This is a genomic window from Azospirillum melinis, from assembly GCF_013340935.1.
Classification (GTDB): Bacteria; Pseudomonadota; Alphaproteobacteria; order Azospirillales; family Azospirillaceae; genus Azospirillum; species Azospirillum melinis.
On the sequence record NZ_WHOS01000004.1, the window covers coordinates 85,525 to 99,893 of the forward strand.

Sequence of the window (14,369 nt, forward strand, 5' to 3'; positions counted from 1 at the left end):
TTTCCAACGCCCCAACACCCACAATGGAGTGGACCTGATGCTGCAGCGTGTGGGCCGTACCCTTGCCATGCGTGTCGTCGTTCCCATCGCCCTGATGGTCACCGTCATCAGCGCGACCGGCATAGCCGCCGTCGTCACCGTCAACCGCGAGGATGCCCGCACAGCGTTGGAGGACAGGGCGGTGGTCACCGTCCGCGTCATCGCCGGCGGGCTGGCGGAGCCGCTATGGAACGTCGATGCCGACTCCGCCGCGGCGCAACTCGCCGCCCTCGCCAACGATCCCGACTATCTCGGCAGCCGGGTGCTCGATCCCAAGGGACAGGTCTTCGCCAAGAGCGGCACCGTGTCGGACAGCGACCCGTCGGTGCTGGTCCGCCGCGCCGACATCCTGCGCAAGGCCGGCAGCCGGATGGACAAGCTCGGCACCGTGGAGATCCACCTGTCGCCCCGCCGCGCCGAACGGCAGGCGGCGGAGCGGGCGTGGCTGCTGGCCGGCGGCGGGCTGGCGGCGCTGGTCGCGCTGTGCGGCGTGCTGTTCCTGATGGTGCGCGGCGCCACCCGGCCCATCGTCCGCCTGACCGGGGTGATGACCCGACTGGCCGCCGGTGAGCGCGCGGTCGATGTGCCCTCGCTCGACCGCCGCGACGAGATCGGCCGTATGGCCGAAGCCGTGCAGGTCTTCAAGGAGCAGGGCGCCGCCAAGCAGCGGCTGGAGGCCGAACAGGTCGAACTGCGCCGGCAGGCCGAGGCGGAGCGTCATGCCGCCATCGCCGCGGTCGCCGACGATTTCGAACGGCGCGTCGGCAGCACGCTGGGAGAGGTGATGCGCACCACCGACGGCATGGGGCTCGCCACCCGCAGCCTTGCCGGCGTGGCGGATCACAACGGGCAGGTCAGCCGGCAGGCCGCCGGCAATGCCGCGGCGGTCAACGCCTCGGTGGACGGCATGGCCGCCGCGGTGGACGAGCTTGTCGCCTCCATCCGCGAGATCTCGGCCCAGGCCCAGCATTCTCAGTCCATCGCCGACGAGGCGTCGCGCCGCGCCAGCCGCGCCACCGATCAGGTGGCCGGGCTGGTCCAGGCGTCCGACCGGGTCTCGGCGGTGGTGACGCTGATCCACGCCATCGCCAAGCAGACCAACCTGCTGGCCTTGAACGCCACCATCGAGGCGGCGCGGGCCGGCGAGGCGGGGAAAGGCTTCGCCGTGGTGGCCGGCGAGGTGAAGGCGCTGGCGACCCAGACCGCCAAGGCGACCGAGGACATCGAGACCCAGATCCGCGCCATCCAGGGCTCCACCGGCTCCGCCGCCGATGAGATCGTCGAGATCGCCCGCGTGGTGGAGAGCCTCAGCCAGATCAGCGCTTCCATCGCCGCGGCGGTGGAGGAGCAGAACGCCGCGACGGCGGAGATCGGCCGCGGCGTCAGCGAGGCCGCCCAAGGCGTGCGCGCCCTGCTGGGGGACGTGAACGCCACCTCCGAAGTGGCCGGTCAGACCGGCGATGCCTCGGCGCAACTGGACACCGCCGCCGGCATGCTGGCCGACCAGATGGGGGCGATGCGCAGCGAGGTTGCCGGTTTCATCCATTCCCTGCGACAGTCGGATGCGGCGTGAAAACGCCTGGGCCTTTGAAGAACGGACTGTGAGAAACGCCATGCCGAGCATCGATCTGAACTGCGACATGGGGGAAGGGTACGGCGCCTGGACCATGGGCGACGACCGGGCGATGCTGGACATCGTCACCTCCGCCAACATCGCCTGCGGCTTCCATGCCGGCGATCCCACCATCATGGCCGACACCGCCCGGCTGGCGGGGGAGAAGGGGGTGCGCATCGGCGCCCATCCCGGCTTCGAAGACCGCTCCGGCTTCGGCCGCCGCGTCATGCGCGGCATCACGACGACAGAGGTCGAGCGGCTGGTCGCCTATCAGGTCGGCGCTCTCCAGGCCTGTGCCGCGCTGTCGGGCCGGCAAGTGACCCATGTGAAGCCGCACGGTGCCCTTTACAACATGGCGGCGGTGGAGCCGGAGCTGGCTGGCGCCATCGCCCGCGCCGTCAAGGCGGTCGACTCCGCCCTGCTGTTCGTCGTCCCGCCGCTGAGCGCCATGGAGCGCGCCGGCCAGGACGTCGGCCTGCGCGTGGCGCGCGAGGCCTTCGCCGACCGCACCTATGAGGATGACGGCACCCTGACGCCGCGCACGGTGGCCGGGTCGGTGATCCATGACCCGGATCTGGCCGCCGCCCGTGTGGTGCGGATGGTGCTGGACGGGGCCGTGGAGAGCCGGCACGGCACCCGGCTGCCCATCGTGGCGGACACCATCTGTGTCCATGGCGACACGCCGACCGCTGTCGCTATGGCGGCAACCGTCCGCCGCGCGCTGGAGGCGGCAGGGGTGACGGTCCGGGCGGTGGTCTAGCGACTGCTGCCTGCCATGACGGCCTTCCCGGCCTGACGTCTCCCGTACAACGCGAGTGACCCCAACTTTTTGCATCGCAGCATGCAAAGAGCGGGTCACAGTTTTGTCAGAATTTTAGACGAACATCCCTCAAACCGGAAAGGATACAAGAGGGCCGTATCGACCAAACGGACAGTCGACCATCGGCCGAACAGCACAGGGCTTGCCAAATGAAACGAAGCATTTCCATGCCTATTCTGGCGGCAATGGCGATTTTATCGGCAAGCGGTGCGTCTGCGGATATCCTATACCAAAAGGGTAGCTTTTCAGATCAGCGGCATTTCTTGGCCGTCGATGTTTCGTGGGGCGAACTGGAGATCGGGCAGGCGGACAGTGCCCGCAACCGGCTGGTCGGGGCGGCGGCCGTGCCGGCCTCCACCGGCGCCGGCAGCCGGACGGCGAAGCTGAGCTATTACACCCCGCCGCTGCGCGGTTTCGAACTGGGCGCCAGCTATACCCCGATGCCGCGCGGCGCCGGCGACATGCCCGACCCGCGCGAGGCCATGCATCTGGTTGAGGCGGCGGTGCGCAAGACCGTCCTGATGGGCGGCATCAGCACCCGCTTTTCCGCCGGGACCAGCCGGGCGCGGGTGCGCAGCGACAGCCGCCGTCTGCCGCGCCAGTCCTGGATCGTCGGCACCCAGTTCGCATGGCAAAGCGTGACGCTCGATGGCGATCTGCGCCAGCAGCAGGAGTCCGACGGCGTGTCGGTGCGCAGCCTCAACGCGGCGCTGGCCTATGGGCGCGGCGACATGACCCTGTCCTTCCGGGCGCGGCGGACATTGCCGGAGAATGGCGCGGCCAGCGGCCATTACCTTGCCGATCTGGCCTACCATATCACGCCGCGCTGGCAGGTGATGGCCGACACCAACATCGACACCGGGGCCGAATCCATGGGCACGGTGGTCAAGGTCGGCGCGCGTCTGGTGTTCTGACCGCAACGGGCGAGGCGGAGGAATGGCATCTCCCTCCCCCCGCCGCAGCCGGTGGCGAACCGGTCAGTTCGCCGCGAAGCAATAAAGCAGCCCGGCGCCGCCGGTGCTCTTCAGCGCGTCCTGGCTGCAGCCGCCGCGCGAGGCGTGTGAGGAGTTCCACGACTTCGCCGGCGGCTGCTCGTCCAGGCCCATCCGGTCATGGTGGCCAAGCATGGCCGCACCCTCGGTCCCGCTTCTGGTCCAGTTGCCGCAGGTCATGTCCTGGCCGGCGTCGAAGGCGGTGCCGTCCGGCTGCGACCCGGTCAGGATGTCGTGCGTGTTGGGCTGGTCGCCGCGGCCGTTGATCGTTTCGCCCTTCTCGTTCAGCGCGGTCTGCTTGGTCAGGGCGTTGGTGCCGTGCAGCTCTTCGACCGAGCGGGCAACCACCTCGCCCTTGGCGTTCTGCCAGGGGCCCTTGCCGATGCGGTCGCGCGCATTGACCGCCGGCTGGCCGTCGGCGGCCTGGGTGCTGAGATAGGCCCGCCATGTGCGGCTGCCGGCGCCCGCCGCCTGGGCCAGCTGCTGGCAATGCTGGTCGGCACCGGCCAGCCCGCCGAGATCGGCCCCCTTGCCGCTGCCCACGCTGGTGACGAAGAAGGTCATGGCGGACGGGCCGGCCTGCTGCGCCGAAGCCGCTGCCGGGATCGCCAACAGGAAGGCCGCCGCCGCCGCGGTCCGGATGCTCGCACCGATCATGGTTTCTCTCCCTTTGCCGTTGTTTTCCCCGCCAGATCAGCCCCTGCCGGCGGAGCCAGTTGGAAGGAGACGCTCCGGCCCGGCGATTCATTCCCTCGGCTTTGCCGAATCCAGCACGGCCACCAGCCGGTCCGCCGCCTCGTCCACCTCCGCCGCACTGGTGCCGCGGCCCAGCCCGAAGCGCAGGCTGGCATGGGCGTCCGCCGCGGACAGGCCGAGCGCCAGCAGGACATGCGACGGCTCGCCAGCCCCGCTGTGGCAGGCGGACCCGGTGGCGACGGCAAGCTCCGGCAGATCGAGCAGCAGGTCGGCGGCGTCGATGCCGGGAATGGTGACGTTCAGGCAGCCGGCCAGCCCATCCTCGGCACCGTTGCGGCGGATGCCGGGCAGCCGGTCCCGCAGGCGCTGCCAAAGCCGGTCGCGCATCGCGCCGATGCGCCGGCCATCCTCCTCGCGCCGTTCCCGTGCCAGCTTGCAAGCGACGCCCAGCCCGACGCAGAGCGGCGTCGGCAGCGTTCCCGCCCGCAAGCCGCGCTGCTGCCCGCCGCCGGCCGAGGCCGGGACCGGCCGGAAGGGCGGACGGACGACCAGGGCACCGATGCCCATCGGCCCATAGAGCTTATGTCCTGACAGGCTGAGCCCATGCAGCCCGAGCGCCGCCATGTAGAGCGTGCGCGTGCTCAGCGCCTGCACGGCGTCGCTGTGCATCGTCGCGCCATGGCGTGCGGCGACTGCGGCCAGCTCCGCCAGGGGCTGGACCGTCCCGACCTCGTTGTTCGCGGCCATCACCGAGACCAGGGACGGTTTCGGCAGGCCGGCCAGGGCGCTGTCCAGGGCGGCCGGATCGACCCGGCCGGTGCCGTCGACCGGCAGGACGGCCACCGGATGGCCGCGCTGCCGCAGCTCGGGCAGGCAGCCGAGGATGCTGGCATGCTCCACCGCCGAGACGACGCAGCCGCCGCCCGCCGGCACCCCGCCCAGCAACGCCAGCGCATTGGCCTCGGTGGCGCCGGAGGTGAAGACGACCTCTCCCGGCTGTGCGCCGGCAAGCGCGGCGACTTCGCCCCTTGCCTGTTCGATGGCGTCGGCGGCGCGCCAGCCGGCCGGATGGGCGGCGTGCGGGTTGCCGGCCGCGTCGGGCCGCATCCAGGGCAGCATCGCCTCCAGCACCTGCGGGTCGAGCGGCGTCGAGGCCAGATGGTCGAGGTAGATCATGGCGCAGTATCGCGCCAATGCGAAAGGAAGGGGAGGGGAATGCCCGCCCCCATTTCCGGTTGATCACTTCGCCGGCTGGTCCGGCCGCTCCGCCGACTGTGCGGTTGCGCTGCCGCCGACCCGCCAGATCGCGTTGCCGACATCGTCGGCGACCAGCAGGGCGCCCTTGTTGTCCAGGATCACGCCGACCGGGCGGCCCTGCGCCTTGCCGTCCTTGTCGAGGAAGCCGGTCAGCACGTCGACCGGCTCGCCCGCCGGCTTGCCGTTGCGGAACGGCACGAAGATCACCTTGTAGCCGCTGGCCGGGTCGCGGTTCCACGAGCCGTGCTGGCCGATGAAGGCACCCTCCTGCAGGGTCGGCGGCAGATCGCCCCGGCGGGAGAAGGTCAGGCCGAGCGAGGCGGTGTGAGGCCCCAGCGCATAGTCGGGCGGGATCGCCTTGGCGACGAGGTCGGGGCGCTGTGGCTCCACCCGCTGGTCGACATGCTGGCCGTAATAGCTGTAGGGCCAACCGTAGAAGCCGCCGTCCTTCACCGAGGTCATATAGTCGGGGACGAGGTCGCTGCCGATCTCGTCGCGCTCGTTGACGGCGGTCCACAGGGCGCCGGAGGTCGGCTCCCAGTCCATGCCGTTCGGGTTGCGCAGGCCCGACGCGAAGATGCGGTGCGCCCCGGTCTTCAGGTCGATCTCCCAGATGGCGGCGCGGCCCTGCTCCGCCTCCATCCCGTTCTCGCCGACATTGCTGTTGGAGCCGACCGTGGCATAGAGCTTGGTGCCGTCGCGGCTGGCGATGATGTTCTTGGTCCAATGGTGGTTGATCGGCCCGCCCGGCAGATCGACGACCTTCACCGGCTTGGCGGCGATCCGGGTGTCGCCCGGCTTGTAGGGCACCTTTACCACCGCGTCGGTGTCGGCGATATAGAGGTCGCCGCCGACCAGCGCCATGCCGAAGGGCGAGTTCAGCCCCTCGATGAAGGGCTCGCGGACATCGGCCTTGCCGTCGCCGTCGCTGTCGCGCAGCAGGGTGATGCGGTTGGCGCTCGGCGTCTTGGCGCCGGCCTTGCCCATCACCAGACCCATGACCCAGCCCTTGATGCCCTTGCCGTCCTCCGGCTTCGGCGGGGCGTTGGTCTCCGCCACCAATATGTCGCCGTTGGGCAGCGCCAGCATCCAGCGCGGATGGTCGAGGCCGGTGGCAAAGGCGGTGAGGCTCAACCCCTGGGCCGCCACCGGCTGCGCGCCCTGCGGCCAGCCGATGGCGTCGGCGATGTTGACCGTCGGGATCAGCGAGGATTTCGGCGCCGGCAGCGTCGGGTTGGGGCCGGTGCCGGCCGACACCGGCAGGGACGCCTGATCGCCGCAGCCGGCGAGCGACAGGACGGCGACAGTCGCCGAAAGCATGAAGGCGAGCCGTGTGGTGCTGTGCATGCGCCGAAATCCCGCGTCTGTAAGCGTGGAGGGAGTACCCACGCTCAACGCCGGCGCATCCGGGTTGGTTCCGCCGTCAGTGCGGCTGGGCCAGGGCCCGCAGTTCCCCCGCCAGGGCGGCGGCCAGCTTTCCGCCGTCGCACAGCGGCCCGGCTGCCATGCGGGTCCGCAGGCTCCGGCGCAGCTCCGCCAGCCCTTGCGGATCGGAGGCCCAGGCGACGGCGCGTTCCACATAATCGGCTGGATCGGCGGCGATGCAGCCCTCGACGCCGGCCACCGTCAGGAAGGCCAGCGAATGGCGGCTGGAGAAGGTCTCCCCCGGCAGGGTGACAACCGGCACCCCCATCCACATCGTCTCAAGCGTTGTGGTGCTGCCGGAGAAGGGGAAGGGGTCGAGCGCCACATCGACCGACGCGCACCAGCGCATGTGGTCCAGGCTGCCGGTGGCGCCGACCATCGTCACCCGGCCGGGGTCGATGCCGGCGGCGGCCAGCCGGCCGCGCCACAAGGCGGCGGTGTCCGGGCAGGACAGCGCCTTGGTCTTCATCAACAGGCGCGATCCCGGCATCCGGCCCAGGATTTCCGCCCAGGCCGCCAGCACGCCGTCGTTCAGCTTGGTCAGGATGTTGAAGCTGCCGAAGGTGACCGGCCCGCCCGACAGGCTGGGCGGCGGCGTCAGCGGCAGTTCATCCTCCTCGCCGGGCGGATCGTAGGCGATGAAGGCGTCGGGCATGCGCAGGATCCGCTCGGCATAGAAGGGCTCCATCCCCGCCGGCACATGGTGGCGGTCGGCGACCAGCGCATCCATCGCCGCCAGCCCGGTGGTCGCCATATAGCCCGACCACGCCACCTGCACCGGGGCCGGCTTGCGGGCGAAGACGCCGGGACGGCCGCGGGCATTGTGGCCGGCAAGGTCGATCAGCACATCGGGCCGGTCGTGACGGATCCGCGCCGCCAGCTCCGCATCGGTCAGGCCGGCGACCGGGGTCCATTGTGCCGCCGCCCTGCGGAAGCGGCCGGTCACATCGTCGGATTCGCTCTGGTTGGCGTAGAGCAGCAAGCGGATGTCGTGGCCGGGCAGCGCCTCCACCGTACGGAGGGCGAACAGGCCGGCGGGGTGGCGGCGGAAATCGCCCGACAGGATGGCGACGGTCAGCGGTCCCTTCCGCGCGCCTGCCTTTCCCGGCTTTACCCAGCGCCCGCGGTGGGGCGCGCCATGCACCCGGTCCCAGTCGCGATGCGCCTCCAGCACCGCCGCCGCCGTCACCCCCGGCCGGAACAGCAGCAGATAGGCGAGGTTGGACCGCACGTCGGCGAGAGCCGGGTCGAGCGCCAGCGCTCGCCGGTTCCCGACCTCCGCCGCGTCGAGCAGCCCCTGGCCCTGGCGGACCAGAGCGAGGTTCGCCTGTGCTTCGGCGAGTGCCGGGTTCCAGGCCAGCGCCGTCCGGTAGGCGTCGGCGGCGGCGCCCAGCCGGTCGGCGCGCTGGCGCACTTCGCCCAGGCGCAGCAGGCAGTCGGCCAGATCCGGGCGGGCGGCCACGGCATGGCGGGCCGCAAGCTCGGCACCGTCGCGGTTGCCCAGCGCCAGCCGGGCCGCGGCGAGGTTGGACAGGGCCGGAGCATGGTCGGGGCGCAGCGCCAGGGCGCGGGCCAGATCCGCCGCCGCCTCCCGCGGGCGCTCCAGCGCCAGCAGCAGGGCGCCGCGGTTGGCATGCGCCTCGACGAAGGTCGGATCGTCGGCCAGGGCGGCGCGGTAGGCATCGTCGGCGTCCGCCCGCCGGCCCAGTGCCGCCAGCACATTGCCCAGGTTGAAGCGGGCGCGGGCATAGCCGGGACGGCGCGCCGCCGCCTGCCGGAAGGCGGTCGCCGCCTCCTCCAGCCGGCCCTGCGCCTCCAGCGCGTTGCCGAGATTGTAGAGCGCCTGGGCGAACTCCGGCCGCAGGCGGACCGCCTGCCGGTGCGCGGCCACCGCCTCCTCCAGCCGGCCCAGCGATTTCAGCGCGCTGCCGAGATTGTCGTGATAGTCGGCGACCCGGTGGTTGTGCTGGATGGCGCTGCGGATCAGGGTGACGGCGCGGTCGGGCTGGCCGGATTGCAGATGGACGACGCCCAGCAGATGGGCGGCGTCGGCGTGGCCGGGCAGGGCGTCCAGCACGGCGTGATAGAGCGCCGCCGCCTCGCCGAGCCGGCCGGCCTGATGATGCGCCACCGCGGCAGCCATCGCTTCCTGGATCGTCGCCATGACGACCGTCATACCGGCTGGCGCGGGCGGGCGCCAGCGCTTTCCCGGTCCAAGCGGGCACCCCGTGTGGACGCCCGTGTGGGCGCGCGCGGTTTTCAACACTTGACCCGGCGGGCCGGGACGGTCAGCTTGCCGGCCGTATACAGCCCCGGCCGATCCCCGATGAACCGACTGCAACGGTACCTGTTCCGCAACCTGCTGATCGCCACGCTCTATTCGACGGCCGGCCTGACGCTGACCATCTGGCTCAGCCAGTCCTTGCGCCTGATCGAGATCGTGGTCAGCGCCGGCGCGCCGATGGGCATGTTCCTGTGGCTGCTGCTGCTGACCGTGCCGACCTTTCTCGGCATCGTGCTGCCGCTGGCGCTGGTCGGGGCCATCCTGTTCACCTACAACAAGATGGCGACGGACAGCGAGCTGGTGGTGATGCGCGCGGCCGGCGTCGGTCCCTTCTCGCTGTCGACCCCGGCGCTGGCGATGGCGGTGGGGGTGACGGCCGTCGTCTTCACCCTGAACATCTGGATCACCCCGGCCGCCCACCGCGAGCTTGTGCGGATGGAATACACCGTGCGCAGCGACTATTCGCAGCTGTTCCTGCGCGAGGGCGTGTTCAACGAGGTCGGCGACCGCTTCAGCGTCTTCCTGCGCGACCGCGATTCCGACGGCAACCTGCACAAGGTGCTGATCCATGACGGGCGCCAGCCGGACAAGCCGGTAACGATCATGGGCGACCGCGCGGTGATGCAGACCGGCCCCGACGGCACGCGCTTCGTCGTCTATGACGGCAACCGGCAGGAGCTGGACCGCAAGACCAACCGGCTGTCGCAGCTGTTCTTCGACCGCTATGCCGTGGATCTGAAGGCGGTGGCGCCCCAGGCGGCGGACCGCTGGCCCGACGCCCGCGAGCGCACGACGGCGGAGCTGATGGACGGCAACGTCCCGGCCCAGGACGACCGCATGCGCCGCGGCCTGATCGCCGAGCTGCACCACCGCTTCTCCTCGCCGCTGCTGGCCCTGACCTATGCGCTGGTGGCGCTGTCGGCGCTGCTGTCGGGGGAGTTCAACCGGCGCGGCCAATCCTCCCGCGTCACCATCGCCGTGCTGGCGGTGATGGGGTTGCAGGCGGGCGCGCTGGGTCTGACCAGCCTTGCCGGCAAGGCGACCGTCTTCGTGCCGCTGATGTACGCCATGCCGCTGGCGATGCTGCTGCCGCCGCTGTGGGTGATGTCGCGCGGCCTCAGCCTGCGTCCGGGGCGCCGGCAGGGCGCGCCCGATGCCGACCCCCATACCGGCCCGGCCGGGTCGTCGGCGTCATGAGCCGCATCCTCTTCATCACCTCCAACCGTCTGGGCGACGCGGTGCTGTCGACCGGGCTGCTCGGCCACCTGACCGACGCCTATCCGGGCGCGCGGCTGACCGTCGCCTGCGGGCCGTTGCCGGCGCCGCTGTTCCGCTCGGTGCCGGGGCTGGAGCGGCTGATCCCGCTGGCGAAGCGCTCCTATGCGCGGCACTGGCTGCGGCTGTGGCTGGAGTGTGTCGGCACGCGCTGGGATCTGGTGGTCGATTTGCGCAATTCGGCGGTCGGGCGGCTGGTGCCGGCGCGGCGCCGCGTCTTCCACGCCAAGGCGGCGCGCCCGATGCACAAGGTGGAGGAGAATGCCGCCGTGCTGGGCCTGTCGCCGCCGCCGGCCCCGCGCCTGTGGATCGACGCGGAGGCGAGGCGGCAGGCCGACGCCCTGATCCCCGCCGGGACCGGGCCGTTCCTCGCCATCGGGCCGACGGCCAACTGGCTGGGCAAGGAATGGCCGGCAGAGCGCTTCGCCCGGCTGGCCCTGCGCCTGACCGGAGAGGGCGGGCCGCTGGCCGGCGCCCGGGTGGCGGTGCTGGCCGCCGGGCCGGAGCGGGAACGGGCGCTGCCGGTGCTGGCGGCGCTGGGGCCGCGGGCCATCGACCTGACCGGCCGCACCGATCCGATGGCCGCCGCCGCCTGCCTGGAGCGGGCGGCGCTCTATGTCGGCAACGACAGCGGGCTGATGCACATCGCCGCGGCGGCGGGCGTGCCGACGGTCGGGCTGTTCGGTCCCGGCTATCCCGCGATCTACGGCCCCTGGGGACCGCGCGGCAGGGTGGTGGTCAGCAGCGTGCCCCAGCCGGAACTGCTGGCCCGCGTCACCGCCGACCCCAACGCCCGCGGCCTGATGGACGGCATCGACGAGGACCGGGTGGCCGAAACGGCAGCTGCACTCCTCTCCGAAACGCATAGAACTTGTGACCAGTTTGCGTCAGGGTCCTCCGCACCGGCCGAACTACCCCCGTTGCGTTGACAAAGCCGGTCGGATAACCGACACTTCCGGGACGAAGCAAAGGGGCAGGTCCGCCCCCACCGGATGGGTTTTCCCCCGAGGGTTTGGAATGAAGCCGACTCCCACCTACGCCAACAAGCCGACCTCGGACAATCCGCGCGACGTCGAGGCTTGGGCCCTGGCGGAAGCGGCGCGCCGTATGATCGCCGCCAGCCATGCCAAGGACGAAAAGGCCTTTCGCGAGGCTCTTCAGCTGAATCAGCGCCTGTGGACGATTTTCCAGGCGGCGATCACCGAAGAGGATTGCGGCCATCCGCCGGAAGTCCGCACCAACATCGCAGCATTGTCGCTGCTGGTCGACCGCGAGACGACCAACCGTCTGATCGACCTGGATTTCGACAAGATCGACACGCTGGTCAACATCAACCGCAACGTTGCCAGCGGCCTGACCGCCCAGGGCCAGTTCATCGCCGCCCAACAGGCGACCCAGCCGCATCCGGGCACGCCGCAGGCGGCCGCTCCGCAGGCTCCCCAGCCTCCGCAGGCCGCTCCGGCACCGGGCCAGCCGCCGGCCGGCATGCGCCCCGCCGTGCCGCCGCGCCCGATGACCGCCCCGGACGCCGCCCCGGTCAACCGCGAGTCCCTGCGCATCTCGATCTGACCGCTGTCGCGGACGATCAGGAATCGCGACCGACAGGAAAAAGGCCGGCGCTCCGATGGGGCGCCGGCCTTTTTTGTCCTCTCACTCCGCCGGAACCTCGCGCTCCAGTTCCTCCAGCCAGATGCGGGCGTTGCCGTCCGACGGGGCGCGCCAGTCGCCGCGGGGCGACAGCGAACCGCCGGCGGTCACCTTCGGGCCGTTCGGCATGGCCGAGCGCTTGAACTGGCTGAAACCGAAGAATCGGCGCAGGAACACCCGCAGCCAGTCGCGGATCTCCGCCGGGCTGTAGGCGCGGCGCTTCTCCAGCGGATAGCCCTCCGGCCAGTCGCCCTTTTCGGCATCGGACCAGGCATGGCGGGCCAGGAAGGCGATCTTCGACGGGCGGAAGCCGTAGCGCAGCACGTAGAACAGGGTGAAGTCCTGCAGATCGTACGGCCCGACCACGGACTCGGAGCTTTGCAGCGCCTTGTCGGAGCCGGCCGGCACCAGTTCCGGCGAGATCTCCGTCTTCAGGATGGCGTCCAGCGTCGCCGACACCTCCTGCTGGAACTGGCCGGTGCGGCCGACCCAGCGGATCAGATGCTGGATCAGCGTCTTCGGCACGCCGGCATTGACGTTGTAATGGGACATCTGGTCGCCGACGCCATAGGTGCACCAGCCCAGCGCCAGCTCCGACAGATCGCCGGTGCCCAGAACGATGCCGTTGTGCTGGTTGGCGAGGCGGAACAGGTAATCGGTGCGCAGGCCGGCCTGCACATTCTCGAAGGTGATGTCGTACACCGCCTCGCCGCGGGCGAAGGGGTGGTCCATATCCCGCAGCATCTGGTTGGCCGCCGGCCGGATGTCGAGTTCCTTGGCCGTCACCCCCAGCGCCGTCATCAGTTTCCAGGCGTTGGACTTGGTGCCCTCGCTGGTGCCGAATCCCGGCATGGTGTAGCCGAGGATGCCGGTCCGCGGCAGGCCGAGCCGGTCCATGGCGCGGGCGGCGACGATCAGTGCGTGGGTGCTGTCCAGGCCGCCCGACACGCCGATCACCACCGTCTTGATCCCGGTGGCGCGCAGCCGCTGCACAAGGCCGGCGACCTGGATGTTGTAGGCCTCGTAACAATCCTGCTCCAGCCGTTCGGCGGCGGCGGGGACGAAGGGCAGGCGCGGCACCGCGCGCAGCAGGCCGACATCCGCCTCCGGCGCGTCCAGCCGGAAGGCGACGGTGCGGAAGCTGCCGGTGGCACCGGGGAACAGGCGGCGGTTGTCGTCGAAGGTGCCCTGGCGCAGCCGCTCCTGCCGCAGCAGGTCCAGATCGACGTCGGCCACCGCCATCTGGGCGCCGTCGGGGAAGCGGTCGGTCTCCGCCAGCTTCTCGCCATTCTCGAAGATCGAGGTCTGGCCGTCCCAGGCGAGGTCGGTGGTCGATTCCCCCGTCCCGGCCGAAGAATAAAGATATGCGGCGAGGCAGCGCGCCGACTGCGATTTCGCCAGCAGCCGGCGGGTGTCGGACTTGCCGATGGTGATGTTGCTGGCCGAGAGGTTGGCGAGGATCGTCGCGCCGGCCAGCGCCGCCATCGTGCTGGGCGGGGCCGGAACCCACAGATCCTCGCAGATCTCGGCGTGGACGACCAGACCGGGCTGGTCCTCGGCGGAGAACAGCAGGTCGGGGCCGAAGGGGGCGGTCAGGTCGCCGATATAAATCGTCCCGCCTTCGGTGCCGGCGCCCGATGCGAACTGGCGCCGCTCATAGAATTCGCGGTAGTTGGGCAGATGCTGCTTCGGCACCACGCCCAGCAACTCGCCCCGGTGGATCGCCACCGCCGTGTTGTAGAGCCGCCCGTCATACAGCAGCGGCGCCCCCACCAGCAGCAGCGGCATCAGGCCTTCCGACGCCTGCACCAGATCGAGGATCGCCTGCTCCACCGCGTCGATCAGCGGGTCCTGCATCAGCAGATCGTCGATGGCATAGCCGGACAGCGCCAGTTCGGGGAACAGCGCCACCGCCACCGACTTGTCGTGGCAGGCGCGCGCCGCCTCCAGCACCGCCGCGGCATTGGCCGCCGGATCGGCGGGGGTGCTGCGCGTGGTGCAGGCGGCCACCCGCGCGAAGCCGTGGCGATAGATCGAGGTGAAGCTCATGACCCGTTCCCGCTGCCTTGCATGCCATTGACGCCCCAGGATGCGACGCCCGACGGCAGCAAACATAGCAGGAATTTCGCGCGCGTCAGGCCCCCCGTCCCACCTCATCTCCGGCAGTCCGGCATGCGGTACGGAATGATGGGCTGGCACACCGGGCAATGCTTAAGACACGATACATTCGTTATAAAACCAAAGTCAAATCGATAGGAAGGTGCGGAAATTCCAATTAAATTGATGATGACGCAGAACGTCGCCCTGCGACAGTCAAGT

Annotated in this window: 11 protein-coding genes; 6 read left to right on the plus strand and 5 right to left on the minus strand. The window is 70.6% G+C overall.

The genetic code is table 11. The features are described from left to right. The first annotated feature begins 37 nt into the window (after positions 1-37). From GBZ48_RS05110 to GBZ48_RS05120, 3 genes are all read left to right on the plus strand, one after another. Positions 38-1,612 (plus strand): methyl-accepting chemotaxis protein, encoded by a 1,575-nt coding sequence (locus GBZ48_RS05110; RefSeq protein WP_174470039.1) that lies wholly within the window; start codon positions 38-40, stop codon positions 1,610-1,612. A 40-nt stretch (positions 1,613-1,652) separates the two neighbouring features. Next, positions 1,653-2,414: a LamB/YcsF family protein gene (locus GBZ48_RS05115; protein WP_174470040.1), complete on the plus strand. Its 762-nt coding sequence runs from the start codon at positions 1,653-1,655 to the stop codon at positions 2,412-2,414. Between the two features lie 245 nt (positions 2,415-2,659). Beyond that, positions 2,660-3,388 (plus strand): porin, encoded by a 729-nt coding sequence (locus tag GBZ48_RS05120; protein ID WP_174470131.1) that lies wholly within the window; start codon positions 2,660-2,662, stop codon positions 3,386-3,388. A gap of 63 nt (positions 3,389-3,451) precedes the next feature. Here the strand turns inward: GBZ48_RS05120 and GBZ48_RS05125 are convergent, their stop codons facing one another. The 4 genes from GBZ48_RS05125 to GBZ48_RS36660 all read right to left on the minus strand — a co-directional run bounded on the left by GBZ48_RS05125 (position 3,452) and on the right by GBZ48_RS36660 (position 9,008). Beyond that, a complete protein-coding gene (locus GBZ48_RS05125; RefSeq protein ID WP_174470041.1) occupies positions 3,452-4,123 on the minus strand; it encodes a hypothetical protein in 672 nt (223 codons plus the stop codon). Positions 4,124-4,210: 87 nt separating this feature from the next. After that, positions 4,211-5,338: a cysteine desulfurase family protein gene (locus GBZ48_RS05130; protein WP_174470042.1), complete on the minus strand. Its 1,128-nt coding sequence runs from the start codon at positions 5,336-5,338 to the stop codon at positions 4,211-4,213. A gap of 63 nt (positions 5,339-5,401) precedes the next feature. After that, positions 5,402-6,766: a PQQ-dependent sugar dehydrogenase gene (locus tag GBZ48_RS05135; RefSeq protein WP_425485972.1), complete on the minus strand. Its 1,365-nt coding sequence runs from the start codon at positions 6,764-6,766 to the stop codon at positions 5,402-5,404. A 76-nt stretch (positions 6,767-6,842) separates the two neighbouring features. Further along, on the minus strand, positions 6,843-9,008 hold the full coding sequence (locus GBZ48_RS36660) for a tetratricopeptide repeat protein (protein WP_247892643.1): 2,166 nt from the start codon (positions 9,006-9,008) through the stop codon (positions 6,843-6,845). Between the two features lie 162 nt (positions 9,009-9,170). Here GBZ48_RS36660 and lptF point away from each other — a divergent pair, with 162 nt between their 5' ends. From lptF to GBZ48_RS05155, 3 genes are all read left to right on the plus strand, one after another. After that, on the plus strand, positions 9,171-10,325 hold the full coding sequence (gene lptF / locus GBZ48_RS05145; RefSeq protein ID WP_174470044.1) for an LPS export ABC transporter permease LptF: 1,155 nt from the start codon (positions 9,171-9,173) through the stop codon (positions 10,323-10,325). Further along, positions 10,322-11,332, plus strand: coding sequence for a glycosyltransferase family 9 protein (locus GBZ48_RS05150; RefSeq protein WP_174470045.1), 1,011 nt, complete (start codon positions 10,322-10,324; stop codon positions 11,330-11,332). Before lptF ends, GBZ48_RS05150 begins: the two co-directional genes overlap by 4 nt. Positions 11,333-11,420: 88 nt before the next feature. Next, positions 11,421-11,972 (plus strand): flagellar biosynthesis regulator FlaF, encoded by a 552-nt coding sequence (locus GBZ48_RS05155; protein WP_174470046.1) that lies wholly within the window; start codon positions 11,421-11,423, stop codon positions 11,970-11,972. Positions 11,973-12,053: 81 nt separating this feature from the next. On the opposite strand, the gene GBZ48_RS05160 is transcribed toward GBZ48_RS05155, so the two are convergent. After that, the gene (locus GBZ48_RS05160) at positions 12,054-14,099 is read right to left on the minus strand and encodes an NAD(+) synthase (RefSeq protein ID WP_174470047.1); all 2,046 of its coding nucleotides are present in this window, start codon (positions 14,097-14,099) and stop codon (positions 12,054-12,056) included. Between the last annotated feature and the right edge of the window lie 270 nt (positions 14,100-14,369).

Bases quoted from the DNA above. Each gene is read 5' to 3' on its own strand.
- GBZ48_RS05110 (WP_174470039.1), top strand. From the start codon at position 38: ATGCTGCAGCGTGTGGGCCGTACCCTTGCCATGCGTGTCGTCGTTCCC.
- GBZ48_RS05115 (WP_174470040.1), top strand. From the start codon at position 1,653: ATGCCGAGCATCGATCTGAACTGCGACATGGGGGAAGGGTACGGCGCC.
- GBZ48_RS05120 (WP_174470131.1), top strand. From the start codon at position 2,660: ATGGCGATTTTATCGGCAAGCGGTGCGTCTGCGGATATCCTATACCAA.
- GBZ48_RS05125 (WP_174470041.1), bottom strand. From the start codon at position 4,123: ATGATCGGTGCGAGCATCCGGACCGCGGCGGCGGCGGCCTTCCTGTTG.
- GBZ48_RS05130 (WP_174470042.1), bottom strand. From the start codon at position 5,338: ATGATCTACCTCGACCATCTGGCCTCGACGCCGCTCGACCCGCAGGTG.
- GBZ48_RS05135 (WP_425485972.1), bottom strand. From the start codon at position 6,766: ATGCACAGCACCACACGGCTCGCCTTCATGCTTTCGGCGACTGTCGCC.
- GBZ48_RS36660 (WP_247892643.1), bottom strand. From the start codon at position 9,008: ATGGCGACGATCCAGGAAGCGATGGCTGCCGCGGTGGCGCATCATCAG.
- lptF (WP_174470044.1), top strand. From the start codon at position 9,171: ATGAACCGACTGCAACGGTACCTGTTCCGCAACCTGCTGATCGCCACG.
- GBZ48_RS05150 (WP_174470045.1), top strand. From the start codon at position 10,322: ATGAGCCGCATCCTCTTCATCACCTCCAACCGTCTGGGCGACGCGGTG.
- GBZ48_RS05155 (WP_174470046.1), top strand. From the start codon at position 11,421: ATGAAGCCGACTCCCACCTACGCCAACAAGCCGACCTCGGACAATCCG.
- GBZ48_RS05160 (WP_174470047.1), bottom strand. From the start codon at position 14,099: ATGAGCTTCACCTCGATCTATCGCCACGGCTTCGCGCGGGTGGCCGCC.